The 18,550-nt window shown below is 72.7% G+C and carries 20 protein-coding genes; 14 read left to right on the forward strand and 6 right to left on the reverse strand.

The features are described 5' to 3' along the window. Positions 1 to 52 precede the first annotated feature (52 nt). Positions 53 to 679, reverse strand: a complete 627-nt coding sequence (locus tag ACFQPP_RS13185) for a DUF4245 family protein (RefSeq protein ID WP_376917100.1) — start codon at positions 677 to 679, stop codon at positions 53 to 55. After that, the gene (locus ACFQPP_RS13190) at positions 679 to 984 is read right to left on the reverse strand and encodes an exodeoxyribonuclease VII small subunit (protein WP_376917101.1); all 306 of its coding nucleotides are present in this window, start codon (positions 982 to 984) and stop codon (positions 679 to 681) included. The genes ACFQPP_RS13185 and ACFQPP_RS13190 overlap by 1 nt, the downstream gene beginning before the upstream one ends. A gap of 22 nt (positions 985 to 1,006) precedes the next feature. On the opposite strand from ACFQPP_RS13190, the gene argE reads away from it, so the two are divergent. After that, positions 1,007 to 2,176: an acetylornithine deacetylase gene (argE, locus tag ACFQPP_RS13195; protein ID WP_376917102.1), complete on the forward strand. Its 1,170-nt coding sequence runs from the start codon at positions 1,007 to 1,009 to the stop codon at positions 2,174 to 2,176. A gap of 26 nt (positions 2,177 to 2,202) precedes the next feature. Beyond that, positions 2,203 to 3,489, forward strand: coding sequence for an MFS transporter (locus tag ACFQPP_RS13200; protein WP_376917103.1), 1,287 nt, complete (start codon positions 2,203 to 2,205; stop codon positions 3,487 to 3,489). A gap of 160 nt (positions 3,490 to 3,649) precedes the next feature. Here the strand turns inward: ACFQPP_RS13200 and xseA are convergent, their stop codons facing one another. Continuing rightward, positions 3,650 to 4,867 carry an exodeoxyribonuclease VII large subunit gene (gene xseA / locus ACFQPP_RS13205; protein ID WP_376917104.1) on the reverse strand — a complete coding sequence of 406 codons (1,218 nt, stop codon included), beginning with the start codon at positions 4,865 to 4,867 and terminating at the stop codon, positions 3,650 to 3,652. A 26-nt stretch (positions 4,868 to 4,893) separates the two neighbouring features. Here xseA and ACFQPP_RS13210 point away from each other — a divergent pair, with 26 nt between their 5' ends. From ACFQPP_RS13210 to ACFQPP_RS13220, 3 genes are all read left to right on the forward strand, one after another. Further along, the gene (locus ACFQPP_RS13210) at positions 4,894 to 5,919 is read left to right on the forward strand and encodes a 4-hydroxy-3-methylbut-2-enyl diphosphate reductase (protein ID WP_376917105.1); all 1,026 of its coding nucleotides are present in this window, start codon (positions 4,894 to 4,896) and stop codon (positions 5,917 to 5,919) included. 122 nt (positions 5,920 to 6,041) lie between these two features. Next, entirely contained in the window at positions 6,042 to 6,377 is a 336-nt protein-coding gene (locus tag ACFQPP_RS13215; RefSeq protein ID WP_376917106.1) for a hypothetical protein, read from the forward strand. 129 nt (positions 6,378 to 6,506) lie between these two features. Next, complete coding sequence (locus ACFQPP_RS13220; protein WP_376917107.1) at positions 6,507 to 7,040, forward strand: hypothetical protein; 534 nt, start codon at positions 6,507 to 6,509, stop codon at positions 7,038 to 7,040. A gap of 10 nt (positions 7,041 to 7,050) precedes the next feature. On the opposite strand, the gene ACFQPP_RS13225 is transcribed toward ACFQPP_RS13220, so the two are convergent. Then, on the reverse strand, positions 7,051 to 8,034 hold the full coding sequence (locus ACFQPP_RS13225; RefSeq protein ID WP_376917108.1) for a hypothetical protein: 984 nt from the start codon (positions 8,032 to 8,034) through the stop codon (positions 7,051 to 7,053). Next, positions 8,031 to 8,669 (reverse strand): MerR family transcriptional regulator, encoded by a 639-nt coding sequence (locus tag ACFQPP_RS13230; protein ID WP_376917109.1) that lies wholly within the window; start codon positions 8,667 to 8,669, stop codon positions 8,031 to 8,033. The genes ACFQPP_RS13225 and ACFQPP_RS13230 overlap by 4 nt, the downstream gene beginning before the upstream one ends. A 65-nt stretch (positions 8,670 to 8,734) precedes the next feature. Here ACFQPP_RS13230 and ACFQPP_RS13235 point away from each other — a divergent pair, with 65 nt between their 5' ends. Then, entirely contained in the window at positions 8,735 to 9,094 is a 360-nt protein-coding gene (locus tag ACFQPP_RS13235) for a DUF2834 domain-containing protein (RefSeq protein ID WP_376917110.1), read from the forward strand. A 52-nt stretch (positions 9,095 to 9,146) separates the two neighbouring features. Here ACFQPP_RS13235 and fbaA read toward each other — a convergent pair whose 3' ends face one another. Further along, positions 9,147 to 10,175, reverse strand: coding sequence for a class II fructose-bisphosphate aldolase (gene fbaA / locus ACFQPP_RS13240; protein ID WP_376917111.1), 1,029 nt, complete (start codon positions 10,173 to 10,175; stop codon positions 9,147 to 9,149). A 141-nt stretch (positions 10,176 to 10,316) separates the two neighbouring features. On the opposite strand from fbaA, the gene ACFQPP_RS13245 reads away from it, so the two are divergent. The 8 genes from ACFQPP_RS13245 to ACFQPP_RS13280 all read left to right on the forward strand — a co-directional run bounded on the left by ACFQPP_RS13245 (position 10,317) and on the right by ACFQPP_RS13280 (position 18,429). Continuing rightward, positions 10,317 to 12,053, forward strand: a complete 1,737-nt coding sequence (locus tag ACFQPP_RS13245; protein ID WP_376917112.1) for a dihydroxyacetone kinase family protein — start codon at positions 10,317 to 10,319, stop codon at positions 12,051 to 12,053. Continuing rightward, complete coding sequence (locus tag ACFQPP_RS13250) at positions 12,050 to 12,508, forward strand: ribose-5-phosphate isomerase (protein ID WP_376917113.1); 459 nt, start codon at positions 12,050 to 12,052, stop codon at positions 12,506 to 12,508. The genes ACFQPP_RS13245 and ACFQPP_RS13250 overlap by 4 nt, the downstream gene beginning before the upstream one ends. Continuing rightward, on the forward strand, positions 12,508 to 13,272 hold the full coding sequence (locus tag ACFQPP_RS13255; protein ID WP_376917114.1) for a triose-phosphate isomerase family protein: 765 nt from the start codon (positions 12,508 to 12,510) through the stop codon (positions 13,270 to 13,272). The genes ACFQPP_RS13250 and ACFQPP_RS13255 overlap by 1 nt, the downstream gene beginning before the upstream one ends. Beyond that, the gene (locus ACFQPP_RS13260; RefSeq protein ID WP_376917115.1) at positions 13,269 to 13,964 is read left to right on the forward strand and encodes a GntR family transcriptional regulator; all 696 of its coding nucleotides are present in this window, start codon (positions 13,269 to 13,271) and stop codon (positions 13,962 to 13,964) included. Before ACFQPP_RS13255 ends, ACFQPP_RS13260 begins: the two co-directional genes overlap by 4 nt. Before the next feature lie 261 nt (positions 13,965 to 14,225). Next, positions 14,226 to 15,170: a sugar phosphate isomerase/epimerase family protein gene (locus ACFQPP_RS13265; RefSeq protein ID WP_376917116.1), complete on the forward strand. Its 945-nt coding sequence runs from the start codon at positions 14,226 to 14,228 to the stop codon at positions 15,168 to 15,170. Beyond that, entirely contained in the window at positions 15,167 to 16,147 is a 981-nt protein-coding gene (locus tag ACFQPP_RS13270) for a 3-hydroxyacyl-CoA dehydrogenase family protein (protein WP_376917117.1), read from the forward strand. The genes ACFQPP_RS13265 and ACFQPP_RS13270 overlap by 4 nt, the downstream gene beginning before the upstream one ends. Then, a complete protein-coding gene (locus ACFQPP_RS13275) occupies positions 16,144 to 16,911 on the forward strand; it encodes an SDR family NAD(P)-dependent oxidoreductase (RefSeq protein WP_376917118.1) in 768 nt (255 codons plus the stop codon). The genes ACFQPP_RS13270 and ACFQPP_RS13275 overlap by 4 nt, the downstream gene beginning before the upstream one ends. 153 nt (positions 16,912 to 17,064) lie before the next feature. After that, positions 17,065 to 18,429: an MFS transporter gene (locus tag ACFQPP_RS13280; RefSeq protein WP_376917119.1), complete on the forward strand. Its 1,365-nt coding sequence runs from the start codon at positions 17,065 to 17,067 to the stop codon at positions 18,427 to 18,429. Positions 18,430 to 18,550 lie beyond the last annotated feature (121 nt).

Here is an 18,550-nt window from a genome sequence, read left to right on the forward strand (position 1 = left end):
CTCTGCTCGGTGGGTGCTGCTGATCGCTCAGCGAATGGTTCGAAGGGGTGGCTCAGTCGAGCTCGGCCGTGGTGGCCTCGACGAGCGCGCGCATCTCGTCGTCGTCGGCCGTGCCCGCGACGACGATCGTCGACGCGTCGGTCGTCGTCCACGCGACGTACTCGAGGTTGCCCGCGCCGTCGAGGTCGCGCTGGTCGGCCAGCGTCCACTCGACGCCGTCGACGTCGAGCGTGCCCGTCTCGACCGCCTCGCGCGTCGTCGCCGCGAGCCACGTGCCGTCGGCGCCGATCCCCTGCGTCACCGACGCGAACTGGTCGTCGGCCGTGATCCATCCCACGAACCACTGCGAGATGCCCGCGGGGCCGTCGCGCAGCTCGGCGACGTTCGCGGCCCAGCCCTCGGGCACGTCGGGGTCGACGACCGGCACATCGAGCGCGGCCGCGGCGTCGGAGGCGGCGCTCGTGACGTCGACGGGCTCGTCGGCGGGCGGATCGGGGCGCATGACGAAGACGACGATGACGACGACGAGCGCGACGGAGGCGAGGAGCGACAGGACGAGGTTCACGGCCGTCTGGTTCGCGTAGTGCTTCGCGCGGTTCGCCGCCTTGCGCGCCGCCGTCTCGTCGGGCGTCTCCGGCCGGCCGAGCTCGGCGACGACGCGGGGCTCCTTGCGCGCCATCAGGCGTCGCCCTCGGTGCCGCGCGCGGCATCCAGCCGGGCGCGCGCGCCCTGCAGCCACTGCTCGCAGCGCTCGGCGAGCGCGTTGCCGCGCTCCCACAGGGCGAGCGACTGCTCGAGCGTGGAGTCGCCGGACTCGAGCGCCTGCACGACGCGCACGAGCTCGTCGCGCGCGGCCTCGTAGCCGAGGTCGTCGGCGGGCGTCTGCCCGATGGGCGCAGCGGTCTCGCTCACAGGGGTCGATCCTACCGGCGCCCCACCGACATCGGGGTGCTCCCGACGATGCCAGGATGGACGGATCCCCATGCTGTGACCGAGAGGATCCGCCGTGCCCGCACCATCCGACGCCGCCATGGAGGAGATCCGCACCCTCGTCGCCTTCGACACGACGAGCCGCGACTCGAACCTCGAGCTCGTCGCGCACGTCGAGCAGCGACTCGAGGCGCTCGGCATCTCGTCGACCCGCATCCCGAACGCCGAGGGCACGAAGGCCAACCTGCTCGCGACGATCCCCGCCGCCGACGGCTCGACCGAGGGCGGCATCGTGCTCTCCGGCCACACCGACGTCGTGCCCGTCGACGGCCAGGCGTGGTCGAGCGAGCCCTTCGCGCCCGAGGTGCGCGACGGCCGCCTCTACGCGCGCGGCTCCGCCGACATGAAGTCGTTCCTCGGCGTCGTGCTCGTGCAGGCTGCCGACATGGTCGCTCAGCCGCTCGCCGAGCCCATCCACCTCGCGCTCTCCTACGACGAGGAGGTCGGATGCGTCGGCGCCGTCGACCTCGTCGACGAGCTCGCGAGTCGTGGCTCGCTGCCGCGCGGGTGCGTCGTGGGCGAGCCGACGAGCATGCGCATCGTGCGCGGCCACAAGTCGATGAACGTCTTCCGCATCGACGTGCGCGGCGTCGCCGCCCACTCGTCGCTCACGCCGCAGGGCGAGAACGCGATCGTCGCCGCCGCCGAGCTCGTGCGCTTCGTGCAGTCGGTCGCCGACGAGATGCGCGTCGACGGGCCGTTCGACGACGGCTACGTCGTGCCGTACACGTCGGTGAGCGTCAACCGCATCGACGGCGGCATCGCCGTGAACACCATCCCCGCCGAGTGCTCGATCCACTTCGAGTTCCGCGCGCTGACGACCGTCGACCACGAGGCGCTCGTCGCGCGCTTCGCCGACGAGTGCGCTCGCGTCGAGGCCGACATGCGCTCGCGCTTCCCCGAGGCGTCGGTGACCCTCGTCACGACGGCCGCGGCACCGGGCGTCGACACGCCCGCCGACGCCGAGATCGTGTCGCTCGCGGCGCAGTGGGGCGCCGTGCCGAGCGACGACAAGGTCACGTACGGCACCGAGGCCGGGCTCTTCGCGAACGCGGGCATCCCCACGATCGTGTGCGGCCCCGGCGACATCGCGCAGGCGCACGCGCCCGACGAGTTCATCGAGCTCGAGCAGATCGCGGCGTGCGAGGCGTTCGTCGCCCGGCTCGTCGCCGACCTGCGCGCCTGACGACCACGACCCATCCCAGGAGCACCATGAGCACCAGCACGTCCCAGCAGGCCCGCGAGGTGACGCCCGAGCGGCTCGCCGCAGCGCGCAAGGCCGTCATCTCGTCGTCGATCGGCGCGGCCCTCGAGTGGTTCGACATCATCGTCTACGCCTCGTTCGCCGTCGTCATCACGCGCATCTTCTTCCCCGACGCCGGCGAGTACGGCCTGCTGTACACGTTCGCGACCTTCGCGACGACGTACCTCGTCCGCCCGCTCGGCGGATGGCTGCTCGGGTCGTACGCCGACCGCAAGGGCCGCAAGAACGCGCTGACGCTCACGCTGCTCATCATGATGGTCGGCACGCTGCTCATGGCCGTCGCGCCGACGTACGCGATGGTGGGCGTGTGGGGCGGCGCGGTCATCCTGCTCTCGCGCCTGCTGCAGGGGTTCTCGGCAGGTGGCGAGTTCGGCACCGCCACGACGTTCCTCATCGAGACGGCGCCGCACAAGAAGATGTTCTACGCGTCGTGGCAGATCGCGGCGCAGGGCGCCTCGATGCTGCTGGCGTCGGCGTTCGGCTTCGCGCTCAACACGTACCTCACCACCGAGCAGCTCGACTCGTGGGGCTGGCGCGTGCCGTTCTTCGTCGGCCTCCTCATCGGCCCCGTCGGCCTCTACATCCGCGCCCGCCTCGCCGAGCCCGACGAGCTCGGCGACCACGAGCGCGCGACGTCGCCCATGACGACGCTGCTCACGCAGCACCTGGGCCGGATGCTCGCGGGCTCGGCCGTCATCGGCGTCGCGACGATCTCGGTCTACATGATCCTGTTCATGCCGACCTTCGCGATCACGAACCTCGACATCGCGCCGGAGGCCGCGTACCTCGGCGGCGTCGTCGCGGGTGCGATCGCGCTCTTCGGCTCGCCGCTCGTCGGCAGGCTCGCCGATCGCGTGGGCCCCGCGCGCGTCATGACGTGGGCCGCGATCGCGGCGCTCGTGCTCGCGTGGCCGATCTTCCAGCTCATCGTGACGCTGCGCTCGGTGCCCGCGCTCATCGGCTCGATCGCGATGCTCGGCCTCATCATGGCCTTCTACTTCGCGCCGCTGCCCGGCCTGCTGTCGACGATGTTCCCCGCCGAGATCCGCGGCACGGGCCTGTCGATCACGTACAACGTCGGTGTGACGCTGCTCGGCGGCATCGCGCCGCTCGTGCTCACGTGGCTGCTGCAGGTCACGGGCAACCTCAACGCGCCGAGCTTCTACTACATGGCGATCGCGGCGCTGTCGCTCGTGGGCCTCTTCTTCGTGCGGAGGACGTTCCAGCAGCGCTGACGCGCGCGCTCTGCGCGCGGCGTCTCGCGCCTCCCGCTTCGCGTCTCGCATCCTCGCAGGCGATCCGGGTGGGCGGAGGGAAGATGCCCCTCTGCCACCCGGGATCGCCTGCGAGACGCGACCGCGCCGCAGCCGTTCGCGCGGGCGGGGAGGGCGCGGGTCAGGAGGCGGCGGGACGCGGCTCGGTGACCTCGGCGGCGACCGCGCCCGACGCGAGGGTCACGAGCAGCGCGTCGCCGGCGGCCGCATCGGCCGCGGAGCGCAGCACGCCGCCCGACGCCGTCTGCACGACGGCGTAGCCGCGGTCGAGCGTCGCCTGCGGGCTGAGCGCGCGCAGTCGGTCGGCGAGGCGGTGGATGCCGTGCTCGGAACGCTCGACGACGCGGGCCGTGAGGTCGTCGGCGCGCACCGCGAGCTGCCGCACCTCGGCCAGGTGGGCGTCGAGCAGCGACTCGGGTCGCGCGAGCGAGGGCCGCGAGCGCACGGCGGCGAGGCGCTCGACCTCGTGGGCGACCCGCTGCGTGATGCGCGAGCGCATGCGGGCTCGTGCCTGCGAGACCATGTCGAGCTGCTCGGCGACGTCGGGCACGACGCGCTTCGCGGCGTCGGTGGGGGTGGATGCCCGCAGGTCGGCCACGAGGTCGAGCAGCGGGCGGTCGGCCTCGTGACCGATGGCCGACACGATCGGCGTGGTGGCGGCCGCGGCGGCACGCAGCACGCGCTCGTCGCTGAAGGCGAGCAGCGCCTGGAAGTCGCCACCGCCGCGCGCGACGACGATGACCTCGACCTCGGGGTCGGCGTCGAGCCGTTCGATGGCGCGCACGACGTCGCGCGGCGCGGCGTCGCCCTGCACGGCTGCGTACGCGATCTCGAAGCGCACGCCCGGCCACCGCAGCCGCGCGTTGCGCAGCACGTCCTGCTCGGCGTCGGAGTCCTTGCCGGTCACGAGGCCCACGCCATGCGGCAGGAAGGGGAGCCGGCGCTTGCGCGAGGGGTCGAAGAGCCCCTCGGCCGCGAGTCGCTGCCGCAGCTCCTCGATGCGGGCGAGCAGCTCGCCGAGGCCCACGTGCCGCATCGCGCGCACCTGCATCGACAGCGTGCCGCCCTTCGCCCAGTACTCGGGCTGCACGAGCGCGACGACGCGATCGCCCTGCGCGAAGGGCTCGCGCAGGCTCGAGGTGAAGGCCTTCGCGTCGATCGTGAACTCGCCGTCGACGTCCTTCACCTTGCCGAAGACCATGCCGCGCCGCACGTTCCACTGCGTGAGCTCGCCCTCGACCCACACGGCGCCGAGGCGCGCGACGTACGACTGCAGCTCGGTCGCGAGACGCTGCACGCTCCAGGGCTCGTCGGGCGTGCCCGTGACGCGGTCGCTCATGCGCCTCCGAACGTAGAATCCCTCGCGTGACGATCTCGAACGGCCGGATCCCGCTGGCCGCGCCTCGCGCGCCCATCGTCCGCAACAGGCTAGTCGACCCCGGCGACACGGGCCCGAGGCGCCTGCTGCTCGCGAGCCCGCGCGGGTACTGCGCCGGCGTCGATCGCGCCGTCGTCACGGTCGAGCAGGCGCTCGCGACGCACGGCGCGCCCGTCTACGTGCGCAAGCAGATCGTGCACAACCACCACGTCGTCGCCGAGCTCGAGCGCGCAGGGGCCGTGTTCGTCGACGAGGTGGATGCCGTGCCCGAGGGCGCGCTCGTCGTCTTCAGCGCGCACGGCGTGAGCCCCGCGGTCGTCGCGCACGCCGCCGAGCGCGGCCTCGCCGCGATCGACGCGACGTGCCCGCTCGTGACGAAGGTGCATCGCGAGGCGCAGCGCTTCGCGCGGGACGGCGCGCACATGCTGCTCGTCGGGCATGCGGGCCACGAGGAGGTCGAGGGCACGATGGGGGAGGCGCCGGACCGCATGACGCTCGTGCAGTCGCCGCAGGAGGCCGACGTCGTCGAGGTGCCCGCGCACGAGCGGCTCGTGTGGCTCAGCCAGACGACGCTGTCGGTCGACGAGACCATGGAGACGGTGCGTCGCCTCCGCATCCGCTTCCCGCACCTCGAGGATCCGCCGAGCGACGACATCTGCTACGCGACGCAGAACCGGCAGGTGGCGATGAAGAAGATCGCGCCCGCGTGCGACCTCCTCGTCGTCGTGGGCAGCGCGAACTCGTCGAACACCGTGCGGCTCGTCGACGTCGCGCTCGAGGCGGGCGCGCGAGCGGCGCATCGGGTGGATGCGTCGACCGAGATCCGCCAGGAGTGGCTCGAGGGCGTGTCGACCATCGGCGTCTCGAGCGGCGCGAGCGTGCCGGAGGTGCTCGTCGACGAGGTGCTCGCCGAGCTCGCGGACGCCGGCTGGCGCGAGGTCGAGCACGTGCGCACCGCCGAGGAGGATCTCGTCTTCTCGCTGCCGAAGGAGCTGCGCCCGTCTCGCCGGTGACGCGGCGCGCGGACCCTACCCCCTTCGCGAGCCGACGCGCATGCGGCTGCGATCGCCGCCCGCCGAGGTGCATGGTGGATGCACGGCGCCGATCGGCGGCGCCACCGACGCTGGAGGGGACCATGAGCGACGAGACCGTGCAGGACGCCGGAGTCGAGAGCACCGAGGACTGGAGCGACGAGGTCGCGACGGGCGAGGACTTCGACGAGACCGTGGGCGACGCCGTCGAGGATCCCGCACCCGTCGGCGTCGACGACTCCGACTCGATCACGGCGGAGGACGTGCCCGACGGCTTCGAGGACCGCGACGAGGACGGCGCGGACGACGACCCCGCCGACATCCCCGACGAGCACGGCGGCTCGTCGTGGGCGATCGACACCGACGGCAATGGCGTCGACGACACCGTGCTGCCCGAGGGCACCGACTCGATCGTCGACGAGAACGCCGACTGGGAGTAGGCGCACGTGCCGCCCGGTCCGGGCGGCTGCCGGCGGAGAGCCGCCGAGCGCACCGGCTCGGCACGGCGGGCCGGGATGCGCGCTCGCACGTCGAGCGCGCATCCAGGTTCGCGGGTGCACGATGACGCGATGCGACGTCAGCCACTCCTCCTCCGCCTCGGCATCGCGAGCCTCGTCATCGGCGGCTTCGCGCTCGTGCGCAACCTGCTCTCGACGTGGCAGACGCTCGAGGACTACCCGAACGCCCGGTTCCTGCCCGTCTTCCTCTCGACGCAGGGCTCGACCGGCGGCGAGACCTTCCTCTTCACGTTCTTCGTCTGGGGACCGCTCGTCTTCGGCGGCCTCGGCATGGCCCTCGTCGTGGCGCACCTCGTGACGCGTGCGGCGCGTGCAGGCGCGGGTGCCGCGCTCGTGGGCGGCGCAGCGGGGGCGGCAGAGCACGCGTGGCAGCAGCCGCTGCAGCAGGCGCAGGGATGGCAGCCGCAGGGCCACGGTCCTCAGCAGCCTCAGCAGCCTCAGCAGCCTCAGCAGGGGTGGCAGCCGCAGCCGCAACCGCAGCCGCAGCCGCATCCGTGGGGGCCGCAGCAGCAGGCCGGCCCCGTGCAGCCGCTCGGCGGCACGCAGCCGCCGCCGCCGAACGCGGGCGACCGCATCCAGCCCTGACGCGCGCAGGTCAGGCGACGACGGCCGCTGCGGCTCGGCCGCGCCGCACGCCGCGCAGCAGCACGACGGCCGCGCTCGTCACCGTCGCGACGCCGAGCGCGACGCCTGCGGCGAGGATGCCGCCGGCCGGCGCGACGATCGACTGCCCGGCGAGCGCCTGCACCGTCAGGAGGCACAGCAGCAGCGCGAACGCCGCCGTCGCGACCGCCACGAGCTCGAGGCGCGCGCGAGGGTCGCGCAGCACGCGGATGCGGTGCGCGGCGAGCTCGAGCCCGAGCGCGAGCAGCGGCAGCAGCTGCAGGGCGTGCATGCCCACGAAGTGGGGCACGCGGAGGTCGCCGCCCTCGGTGCTCCAGCCGACGAGCGGCAGGCCTGCGCCGCCGTCCGGCACGCCCACGGCATGCGCGCCCGCGACGCCCTCGAAGTCCTGCAGCTGCGCCGACGTCGGCCCGGTCATGAGGAAGGCGAGCGCCATCCCGACGAGGCCGAGGGCGACCCCCGCCCGCAGCGAGCGCGTGCGCGCGGCATCGGGCATGCGCGCGATCGCGAGGGCGATGCCCACGAGGAGGGCCGCGATCCACAGCACGACGATCGAGACCGCCATCGCACCCCAGAGGGCGGTGGCGAGCGGCGTGGACACGTTGAAGTGGCTCGTCGTGCCCGCGGTGGCGGCGCCGACGATGATCGCCATCTCGACGACGACGGCGATCGCCGTGACGGTGCCCGCGGCGTCGGCGATCCGACGCCAGCGGCGCAGCTGCCCGATCATCCAGGCGAGCGTGAGGGCGTAGAGGCCGAACGAGAGCGCGAACTTCAGCGGCTTGAGCCAGGCGACCTGGCCCAGGATCTCGCGCGGGTCGACGAGCGCGAGCACGGATGCCAGGAGCGCGAGCACGCCCATCGCGGCGGCGAGCAGCATGAGGGGCCGATGCCAGCGGTCGGGCGCCGGGAGGCTCGCGAGCGGCGGGCGGACGGGCGTCTGCGCGGTGGTCATGCGGGGTCCCGCGGGTCGGCGCCGGGTCCGGCGCTGCGTGAGACGTGCTCCTGGGCGATGCGGCGAAGGCCGGCGAGCAGCGCGTCGCCGAGCGCCGTGCCGACCACGACGGTCTCGGCCATGCGGTCTCGGTCGCCGTCGTCGGCGGCGACGGCGGCGAGGTCGCCGCGCGCGATGTCGAGCACGGGTGGCGCGGAGCGCTCGAGCATGTCGCCGAGATCGTCGCGGCCCATGTCGGCGAAGCGGTCGAGCACCTCCGCGCACTGCACGATGCCGGGGTTGTCGTCGCACACGCGCCAGCCTCGATCGCGGACGAGGCGGCGCACGCGTGCGAGCGCATCCATCGACGGGGTCGCGTCGGCGCGGGAGACGGCCCGCTGCGATGCCGACAGCACGTGCGCGACGGGGAGGGCGCGGTCGTCGATCGCGGCGAGCACCGACCGCGTCGCGGCGACCGAGAGGCCGCCCGTGTCGAGGAGCGCGCGGATGAGGTGCAGCCTGCTCTCGTGGGCGTCGCCGTAGGCGGTCTGGTTGTAGCCGACGCGCTCGCCCGCTGGCAGGAGCCCTTCGCGGACGTAGTGCTTGATGGATGCGGAGGTGACGCCGGTGCGGCGACTGAGCTCGGCGATGCGCATGTCGGTATCATCACTATCGATAGTTCCGATGTCAATGAAGAGTAGTCATGGATCGTCGTGACGGCATGACGAGGGACCGGCACCGCGCGCTCGCGGTCGCGTGCTTCGCGCTGAGCGCCATCGGCCTCGTCGGCACCTGGGCGTGCAACATCGCCTTCCTCGTCGACCCCGGCGGGCTCGGCTACCTCGAGGGATGGTTCGCGAACGCCGCCTCGGCGTCCGCTTCCATCGACCTCCTCGTCACGGCGGCAGCCGCGGGGATCGTCATGCTCGTCGAGGGTGCGCGCCTGGGCTGGCGGCGCTGGGTGTGGGTGCTCGTGCCGCTCAGCCTCGTGACGGCCGTCGCCTGCGTCTTCCCGCTCTTCCTGGGGCTCCGCGAGCTCGCGCTCGCTCGCCGCGAGGCCGCCGCAGCCGCCTCCGCATGACGAACGGCCCCCTGCCGCGTGGCAGGGGGCCGTCGGTCAGCGGGTCAGCGCCTCAGCGACCCGACCAGCCGGCCGAGCCGAGCTGCTTCGTGGCCTCGACGACGCGCGCCGCCATCGCCTTCTCGGCCGCCTTGCCCCACGCGCGGGGGTCGTAGACCTTCTTGTTGCCGACCTCGCCGTCGACCTTCAGGAAGCCCGCGTAGTTCGAGAGCACCGAGTCGGCGACGGAGCGCGAGTACGCGTACTGCGTGTCGGTGTCGATGTTCATCTTGATGACGCCGTTCGCGACGGCCTCGGCGATCTCGGCGTCGGTCGAGCCCGATCCGCCGTGGAAGACGAGGTCGAGGGGCTTCTCGCCCGTGCCGTGCTTCGCCGCGATGCCAGCCTGGATCTCGCCGAGCAGCTCGGGGCGCAGCTTGACGTTGCCCGGCTTGTAGACGCCGTGCACGTTGCCGAAGGTGAGCGCCGCGATGTAGCGGCCCTGCTCGCCGAGCCCGAGGGCGTCGACGGCCTGCTCGACGTCGCCGAGCGTCGTGTACAGGGCCTCGTTCGAGCCCTCGTGGCTCACGCCGTCCTCCTCGCCGCCGACGACGCCGATCTCGACCTCGAGGATGATGTCGAGGGCCTTGAGGCGGGGGAGGAGCTCCTTCGCGATCTCGAGGTTCTCGTCGAGCGGCACGGCCGAGCCGTCCCACATGTGCGACTGGAAGAGGGCGGGGCGACCGGCGGCCACCTCCTCCTCGCTCGCCGCGATCAGCGGGAGGAGGAACGAGTCGAGCGCGTCCTTCGGGCAGTGGTCGGTGTGCAGCGCCACCGTGATGGGGTACGCCTTCGCGACCTCGGTGACGTACTTCGCGAAGGCGATGGCGCCGCCCGCGCGGTTCTTCACCGACTGACCCGCGAAGAAGTCCGCGCCGCCCGTCGTCACCTGGATGATGCCGTCCGAGCCTGCCTCGGTGAGGCCCTGCAGGACCGCGTTGATCGTCGACGACGACGACACGTTGATCGCGGGGTAGGCGAAGCCGTTCGACTTGGCCTTCTCGAGCATCTCGGCGTACTGGGCTGGGGTGGCGACGGGCATGGGCATCTCCTTCGAGCGGACGGCGTCGTGCCGAGTCTAGGAGCGTCGGGATGCCCGGCGCAGGGGCTGCCGCGCACCCCGGGGCCGCTCGGGGCTGTCCTATAGGGTCGACAGCGTCGCATCGAACCGAGAGGGGACGCGATGACGCGCCTGTTCAACGAGCCGTCGGCATTCGCCGACGAGATGATCGAGGGCTTCGCAGCCGCATCCGCGCGATGGGTCACGGCCGTGCCGGGCGGCGTCGTCCGCTCCACGCGTGCCGCAGAGGACACCGTGGCGCTCGTGATCGGCGGCGGCAGCGGCCACTACCCGGCGTTCGGCGGGCTCGTCGGCCCCGGCATCGCGCACGGCGCCGCGATGGGCAACCTCTTCGCCTCGCCGTCGACGCAGCAGGTCTACGCCGTCGCGAAGACCGCCGACCAGGGCAGGGGCGTGCTGCTGTCGTACGGCAACTACGCCGGCGACGTGCTGAACTTCACCGAGGCGCAGGAGCGCCTGCGGGCGGAGGGCATCGACGTGCGCACGGTGCTCGTCACCGACGACATCTGGAGCGCGCCCGCCGATCGCAGGCACGAGCGCCGCGGCATCGCGGGCGACCTCGCGGTCTTCAAGGTCGCGGGCGCCGCCGCCGAGTCGCGCGCGTCGCTCGACGACGTCGAGCGCGTCGCCATCCTGGCCAACGAGCGCACGCGATCGTTCGGCGTCGCCTTCGGCGGCTGCACCTTCCCCGGCGCCGACGCGCCGCTCTTCACGGTGCCCGAGGGCAAGATGGCCGTCGGCCTCGGCATCCACGGCGAGCCCGGCATCGACGAGGTCGACGTGCCGACGGCTGCCGAGCTCGCCGAGCTGTTCGTGGCGAGGCTGCTCGAGGAGGTGCCCGAGGGCGTCGAGGTCTCCGGCGCGCACGTCGTGCCCCTGCTCAACGGCCTCGGGTCGGTGAAGTACGAGGAGCTCTTCGTCGTCTACCGCACCGTGCACCGCCTGCTCGAGGAGCGCGGCATCGTCGTGATCGAGCCCGAGGTCGGCGAGCTGTGCACGTCGCTCGACATGGCGGGCTGCTCGCTCACGCTCGTGTGGCTCGATGACGAGCTCGAGGAGCTGTGGACGGCGCCGGCGGACACGCCCGCCTACCGCAAGGGCTCGGTCGCGCCGCAGGAGCGCGCGGAGGTCGTCGTCGCAGGCGTCGCCGCCCAGGACATCCCCGAGGCGTCGCATGCATCGAGGGCGGTCGCACGCACGCTCGGCACCGTGCTCGTCGAGATGGCGAACGCCATCGACGGCGCCGCCGACGAGCTCGGCCGCCTCGACGCCGTCGCAGGCGACGGCGACCACGGCATCGGCATGCAGCGCGGCGTCCACGCGGGGCGCGACGCCGCCCTCGCAGCCGTCGACTCGGGTGCGGGCGCCGAGACGACGCTGCGCCACGCGGCCGAGGCGTGGGGCGACCGCGCAGGCGGCACGTCCGGCGTCATCTGGGCGACGATGCTGCGCTCGGTCGCCGCCTCGCTGGGCGACGCGGCCGACGTGACGCGCACCGAGGTCGCCGCCGGCGTGGATGCCGCGCGCGACGCCGTGACCGCCTTCGGCAAGGCCAAGGTCGGCGACAAGACGATGATCGACGCGATCGTGCCCTTCGCCGACGAGCTGCGCGATCGCGTCGCGGCGGGCGACTCGCTCGTCGACGCGTGGTCGCACGCCGCCGGCGTCGCCGAGGAGGCCGCGCAGGAGACGGCGGCGCTGCAGGCGACGCTCGGCCGCGCGAAGTCGCACGGCGATCGTTCGATCGGCACGCCCGACCCGGGCGCCGTGTCGTTCGCGCTCATCTGCACGACCATCGCGGACGTGCTCGGACAGACCCTCGAGGAGGATGCATCGTGACGCTTCGGCTCATCGTCGGCTCGGACAAGGCCGGCTTCGACTACAAGGAGATCCTGAAGGCCGACCTCGAGGCGAACGACCTCGTCGCGAGCGTCGTCGACGTGGGCGTCGCGTCGGACGCCGACGGCACGAGCTACCCGAACGTCGCGATCGAGGCCGCCGAGCGCATCGCGCGCGGCGAGGCCGACCGGGCCCTCCTGCTGTGCGGCACGGGCCTCGGCGTCGCCATCTCGGCGAACAAGGTCGCGGGCATCCGCGCCGTCACCGCGCACGACTCGTTCTCGGTCGAGCGCTCGATCCTGTCGAACGACGCGCAGGTGCTGTGCATGGGCCAGCGCGTCGTGGGCATCGAGCTCGCGCGTCGCCTCGCGAGGGAGTGGCTCACGTACACCTTCGACCCGACGAGCCACTCGCAGGCCAACGTCGACGACATCGTCGCCTACGAGGGCGCGTGATGGCCGCGAGGTTCGTCATCGGCTCGAGCCTCAAGATGTACTTCGGCAAGGCGGCGACGGAGCGCTGGACGCGCGAGGTCGCCGCCATCTGCCGCGGGCATGAGGCGGTGGCGCGCGGCGTCGTCGAGCCGTTCGTCATCCCGACGTTCCCCTCGATCCCGGCCGTCGTCGCGCTCGCGGCGCCCGCGGGCATGACGGTCGGCGCGCAGGACGTCCATTGGGAGCCATCCGGCGCCTACACGGGCGAGGTCGGCGCACCCGAGCTCGTCGAGCACGGCGTGCGCATGGTCGAGATCGGCCACGCCGAGCGCCGGGCGATGTTCGGCGAGACCGACGAGACGGTGGCGCGGAAGGTCGTCGCCTCCCTCGACGCTGGCCTCGCGCCCGTGCTGTGCATCGGCGAGCCCGTGCACGACGACCCCTCCGCCGCCGCCGCGGCGTGCGTGCGGCAGCTCGAGGCATCCCTGCGGCTCGCCCGCGAGCGCGGCGTCGGCGGCAGGCTCGTCGTCGCCTACGAGCCCGTGTGGGCCATCGGGGCACCCGAGCCGGCGGGGGAGTCGCACATCCGCGGCGTGACGAGCGTGCTGCGCGACCACCTCGCTGGCGACGCGCTCCTGCCGGATGCGCAGGTGATCTACGGCGGATCGGCCGGGCCGGGCCTGCTGCCGCGCATCGCGCCCGACGTCGACGGCATGTTCCTCGGCCGCTTCGCGCACGATCCGAGCGCCTTCGGGCGCATCCTCGACGAGGCGCTCGCCGCATGAGCGAGGCCGGGCGGCCGCTCGACGTGCAGCGCACCGCGCTGCGCGACCAGGTGCACGACCGCATCCTCGCCGCGCTGCTCGACGGCAGGGTGCAGGCGGGGGAGCGGCTGTCGATCGACACGCTCGCGCGCGACCTCGCCGTGTCGCCGACGCCCGTGCGGGAGGCGCTCGTGCAGCTCGAGCGCACGGGCCTCGTCACGCGCGAGGCGCTCAAGGGCTACCGCGTCGCGCCGCCGCTCGATCGCACGCAGCTCGCGGAGCTCTTCGACGCGCGCATGCTGCTCGAGGAGCGCGCCGCCGAGCTCGCGGCGCCCCATGCGAGCGTGCTGCTGCCCGCGCTGCGCGCCGCCCACGACGCGCACGAGGCGGCGAGCCACGACGTCGTGCACGCGCACGCGATCGGCGAGGTGCCCCTCGAGGTCACGCAGCGGTACTTCGAGGCCGACGGCGCCTTCCACGCCGTGATCTTCGAGCACGCCGGCAACCGCTACCTGCAGCAGATGCACGCCTCGCTCGGCGCGCTCACCCACCGGCTGCGGCAGGCCGCCCTGCGAGGTCCGAGCGACGTCATCGACGCCATCGCCGAGCACCGCGCGGTGCTCGACGCGTTCGCGGTGGATCCCGCGACGGCGCGCGGGCGCATGCGCGACCACATCGCGGGCGTGCGCGACCGGTCGCTCTCCGGCCGCTGAGGCCACGCGTCCGACCGGACGCATCGCGGACGCGGCGCTCGCGATCGCGCCTCGGCCACGTCGCGCCATGCTCGCCGCCGTGCCGCCGTGCCGCGGTGCCGCCGTGCCGCCGTGCCGCCGTGCCGCCGTGCCGCGGTGCCGCCGTGCCGCCGTGCCGCCGTGCCACCACGCGGATGCGCCCGGCCCCGGCCTCGGGCGCTTGACGGGATTCCTAGATCCTATAGGATTCTGACGACCGACCCCGAGCGATGGAGCCCACCGGTGCCGACGACGACGCCCCCCTTCACGGCCGAGACCTGGCCGATCGCCACGTGCCTCCACGGCTTCCCCACGGTCGACGCCGCAGGCGTCGCGCTGCACGACGCGACGCCCGAGACGTGGGACGACATGCTCGCCCAGGTGCAGGACGCCGGGTTCGCGATGATCGAGCTCGCCGACAGCCACATCCGCCCCGCCGACCTCGAGGCGTCGCGTCGCGACGAGCTGCTCTCGATCGCTCGTGCTCGAGGCATCGCCATCCCGAGCGTGCACCTGCAGCGGCAGAGCGTCATCATGCCGGGGCACGAGGAGCGCAACCTCGCCTACGCGCACCGCACCATCGACGCCGCGGCCGAGTGGGGCATGCAGGTCTTCTCGACCGGCCTGCACCAGCCGTTCTCCGAGGCGCAGCGCCGCGCCCTGTGGTTCTGGACGGCACCGGGCCCGAAGGACCCCGACGACCCCGAGGTGTGGGACGCCGCCGTCACGCGCCTGCGCGAGCTCGGTGCCCACGCGGCCGACGTGGGCCTGCGGATGTCGCTCGAGATGTACGAGGACACCTACCTCGGCACCGCCGACTCCGCCGTGCGCCTCGTCGAGGAGATCGGGCTCGACAACGTCGGCCTCAACCCCGACGTCGCGAACCTCATCCGCCTCCACCGCCCCATCGAGGACTGGCGAGAGATGCACGCGAAGACGCTGCCCTACGCCAACTACTGGCACGTGAAGAACTACCAGCGCGACGAGGCCGCCGACGGCTCGTGGGCGACGAGCGTGCCGACCTCGATGGAGGCCGGCCTCATCAACTACCGCCAGGTCGTGCGCGACGCGCTCGCGCTCGGCTTCGACGGCATCTTCCTCATGGAGCACTACGGCGGCGACAGCCTCGGCAACTGCTCCACGAACCAGCGCTACCTGCGCTCGCTCCTCCCGAAGGGACACGCATGACCACCTACGACATCGCCGTCGTCGGCTCCGGCTACATGGGCGGCGGCATCGCCCAGGTGCTCGCGCTCGCCGGCCACCGCGTCCGCATCGCCGACGTCTCGGCCGAGATCGCCGAGCAGAGCCTCGCCCGGCTGCTCGACGAGGCCGAGCGCTTCGTCGCCGACGGGCTCCTCCCCGACGATGCGGTCGAGCGTCTGCGCTCGACCCTGAGCGCCGCCGCGTCGATCGAGGAGGCCGTCGCCGACGCCGACTTCATCGAGGAGGCCGTGCCCGAGCGCATCGAGGTCAAGCACGAGACGCTGCGGCGCATCGCGGCCGCGGCGCGCCCCGACGCCGTCATCGGATCCAACACGTCGACGATCCTCATCGGCTCGCTCGCCGAGGCCGTCGAGCACCCCGAGCGCTTCCTCGGCGTGCACTTCTCGAACCCCGCGCCGTTCATCCCCGGCGTCGAGCTCATCTCGCACGACGCGACGAGCGAGGATGCCGTCGCGCTCGCCGAGGCCATCGTCTCGTCGACGGGCAAGGTGGCCGCGCGCGTGGGCGACGCCACGGGGTTCGTGCTCAACCGCCTGCAGTACGCGCTCTTCCACGAGGCGACGCAGCTCGTCGAGGAGGGCGTGGCGACGCCGACCGACATCGACACGATCGTGCGCACGACGTTCGGCTTCCGCCTGCCGTTCTTCGGGCCCTTCGCGATCGCCGACATGGCAGGCCTCGACGTCTACGCCTTCTGCTACGCCTCGCTGCAGACGCGGTGGCCCGAGCGCTTCGCCACCCCGGCATCGCTCGCCGAGCACGTTGACGCGGGACGCTTCGGCACCAAGTCGGGGGCCGGCTACCTCGACGTGCCCGCCGAGCGCACCCCCGAGCTCGTCGCGTACCGCAACAAGGCCTACGTCGCGATGCAGCGCCTGCTCGACGAGCTCGGCCCCGCGCCCATCGCAGGCGCGGCAGCGGGGGAGGAGCGCGCATGACCGCCTTCCCCGACGACCGCACCGTCATCCTCACGGGTGCCGCGTCGCCGCGCGGCATCGGCCGCGCCACGGCGCACCACCTCGCGGAGCGCGGCTGGCACGTGGGCATCGTCGACCTCGACGACGCGGCGGCGAGGGCCGTCGCCGCCGAGGTCGCCGAGCAGCACGGCGTGCGCGCCGCCGGCGCGGGTGCGAACGTCGCCGACGCCGCGCAGGTGCGAGCCTCGATCGACGAGCTCGAGGCCGCGCTGCCGCAGCTCGTGGCGCTCGTCAACCTCGCGGGCGTCTCGAGCCCCGTGCCCTACCTCGAGGTCGACGACGACGAGTGGCGTCGAGTGCTGTCGATCAACCTCGACGGCGTCCACCACGCCACGCGACGCGCGGTCGAGTCGATGGTGCGCCACGGCGTCGGCCGCGTCGTGAGCCTGTCGTCGGTGTCGGCGCAGCGCGGCGGCGGCACGTTCTCGAAGACGGCGTACTCGGCGGCGAAGGCCGGGGTCATCGGCTTCTCCCGCTCGGTCGCGCGCGAGCTCGGCCCCCACGGCGTGACGGTCAACGTCGTCTCGCCCGGACCCATCGACACCGACATCATGGGCGGCACCCTCACCGAGGAGCGCAAGACGGCCATGGCGGCCGACGGCGTGCTCCCGCGCATCGGCACGCCTCGCGACATCGCCGCCGCCATCCACTACCTGATCTCCGAGGACGCCGGATTCGTGACGGGCCAGACCCTGAACGTCGACGGCGGCCTCTACATGCACTAGGAGCGCACATGGCCGGCTGGTCGAAGTCCCGCATCGCCTTCCTGCTGCTCGGCATCGCGCTCGTCGTGCTCGCCGGCATCTTCCTCGTCACGTCCCTCTAGCACCGCCCCACCACCCAAGGCGGCTCGCCGCCGGTCCGCAAAGGAGCGCACCATGTCCGACCTCGCGAAGGCGATCGACTCGACGGCGGATGCGCCGGCGCTGGCGTCCGCCATCAAGAAGGCAGCCAGGCATCTCATGCCGATGCTGATCATCCTGTACTTCGTCGCCTTCCTCGACCGCACGAACGTGGGGTTCGCGGAGGAGGCGCTCGAGATGGATCGCGGCATCTCGGCAGCCGCGTTCGCGTTCGGCGCCGGCGTGTTCTTCATCGGCTACGCGATCTTCGAGATCCCCTCGAACCTGCTGCTGAAGCGCTTCGGCGCCCGCTTCTGGCTCGCACGCATCGCCGTCACGTGGGGCATCGTCGCGTCGGCGTTCGCCTTCACCACGAACGACACGATGTTCATCGTGCTGCGCTTCCTGCTCGGCGTGACCGAGGCGGGGCTCTTCCCGGGCGTCATCATGTTCCTGTCGGAGTGGTTCCCCAACAAGGTGCGCGTGCAGATGTTCGCGCTGTTCTACCTCGCGCAGCCCTTCTCGCAGATGCTCGGCGCGCCGCTGTCCGGCGGCCTCATCTCGTTCGGCGACCAGGTCACGCCGTGGCACGGATGGCAGGTGATGTTCTTCGTCGAGGGCATGATGGCCGTCGTCGCCGGCATCGCGGCCCTGTTCCTCCTCACGAACTCGCCGCAGCAGGCGAAGTGGCTCACCTCCGAGGAGAAGGGCGCCTTGACGAGGGTGATGGCCGCGGAGGACGAGGTGCGCAGCGCAGACGGGCCATCCGGCATCTGGAAGGCGATGGCCAGCTGGAAGGTCTGGTACTTCACGGTCATCTACTTCTGCCTGCAGATCGCGGTGTACGGCACGACCTTCTACCTCCCGCAGCAGGTCGCGGGGCTGCTCGGCCAGTCCGTCGGCTGGCAGGTGGGGCTCGTCTCGGCGATCCCGTGGCTCGTCGGGCTCTTCGCCTGCTACTTCTTCGGGCGGCGCGCCAACACCGTCGGGCGACGGCGACGCTACGGCACGCTGTTCTTCGCCCTCACGGGCATCTTCATCCTGGGCTCCGCGCTCGCCGGTGCGATGCAGCAGCCGATCATCGGCATCCTGTGCATCACGATCGCCGTGGCGAGCTTCCTCTCGGTGGGCCCCATCACGTGGTCGTTCCCGACGGCGTTCCTCACGGGCGCCGCGGCTGCCGCGGGCATCGGCCTCATCAACTCGCTCGGCAACCTCGGCGGCTTCGTCGCGCCCATCATGCGCACGGCGGTCAACGAGGCGGCGCCGACGGACAGCGGGGCATGGGGCGTCGTATCGCTCGGCGTCTTCGCATTCGTCGCCGCCGCGATGTTCGCCGCCACGCGGCTCTTCAAGGCGAAGTCCGACTCGCTCCTCGAGGAGTCGGCGCCGCAGCACTGAGCCGAGGCGCCCCGCGCCTCCCACGAGCCTCGACGCCGAGCGGGTCCAGCGACACCCCGCTCGGCGTCGAGCACGTCCGCGCCCGATAGCCTGTGGTCAGCTGGCCCCTGCCACCCTGCCG

Origin of the sequence: Agrococcus sp. GCM10030265 (assembly GCF_042666675.1) — a bacterium.
Lineage (GTDB): Bacteria > Actinomycetota > Actinomycetes > Actinomycetales > Microbacteriaceae > Agrococcus.

Coding starts and splice junctions, on each gene's coding strand:
- ACFQPP_RS13185 (WP_376917100.1), bottom strand. CDS start 679: ATGGCGCGCAAGGAGCCCCGCGTCGTCGCCGAGCTCGGCCGGCCGGAG.
- ACFQPP_RS13190 (WP_376917101.1), bottom strand. CDS start 984: ATGGGGATCCGTCCATCCTGGCATCGTCGGGAGCACCCCGATGTCGGT.
- ACFQPP_RS13200 (WP_376917103.1), top strand. CDS start 2,203: ATGAGCACCAGCACGTCCCAGCAGGCCCGCGAGGTGACGCCCGAGCGG.
- xseA (WP_376917104.1), bottom strand. CDS start 4,867: ATGAGCGACCGCGTCACGGGCACGCCCGACGAGCCCTGGAGCGTGCAG.
- ACFQPP_RS13215 (WP_376917106.1), top strand. CDS start 6,042: ATGAGCGACGAGACCGTGCAGGACGCCGGAGTCGAGAGCACCGAGGAC.
- ACFQPP_RS13220 (WP_376917107.1), top strand. CDS start 6,507: ATGCGACGTCAGCCACTCCTCCTCCGCCTCGGCATCGCGAGCCTCGTC.
- ACFQPP_RS13225 (WP_376917108.1), bottom strand. CDS start 8,034: ATGACCACCGCGCAGACGCCCGTCCGCCCGCCGCTCGCGAGCCTCCCG.
- ACFQPP_RS13230 (WP_376917109.1), bottom strand. CDS start 8,669: ATGCGCATCGCCGAGCTCAGTCGCCGCACCGGCGTCACCTCCGCATCC.
- ACFQPP_RS13235 (WP_376917110.1), top strand. CDS start 8,735: ATGACGAGGGACCGGCACCGCGCGCTCGCGGTCGCGTGCTTCGCGCTG.
- fbaA (WP_376917111.1), bottom strand. CDS start 10,175: ATGCCCGTCGCCACCCCAGCCCAGTACGCCGAGATGCTCGAGAAGGCC.
- ACFQPP_RS13245 (WP_376917112.1), top strand. CDS start 10,317: ATGACGCGCCTGTTCAACGAGCCGTCGGCATTCGCCGACGAGATGATC.
- ACFQPP_RS13255 (WP_376917114.1), top strand. CDS start 12,508: ATGGCCGCGAGGTTCGTCATCGGCTCGAGCCTCAAGATGTACTTCGGC.
- ACFQPP_RS13260 (WP_376917115.1), top strand. CDS start 13,269: ATGAGCGAGGCCGGGCGGCCGCTCGACGTGCAGCGCACCGCGCTGCGC.
- ACFQPP_RS13270 (WP_376917117.1), top strand. CDS start 15,167: ATGACCACCTACGACATCGCCGTCGTCGGCTCCGGCTACATGGGCGGC.
- ACFQPP_RS13275 (WP_376917118.1), top strand. CDS start 16,144: ATGACCGCCTTCCCCGACGACCGCACCGTCATCCTCACGGGTGCCGCG.
- ACFQPP_RS13280 (WP_376917119.1), top strand. CDS start 17,065: ATGTCCGACCTCGCGAAGGCGATCGACTCGACGGCGGATGCGCCGGCG.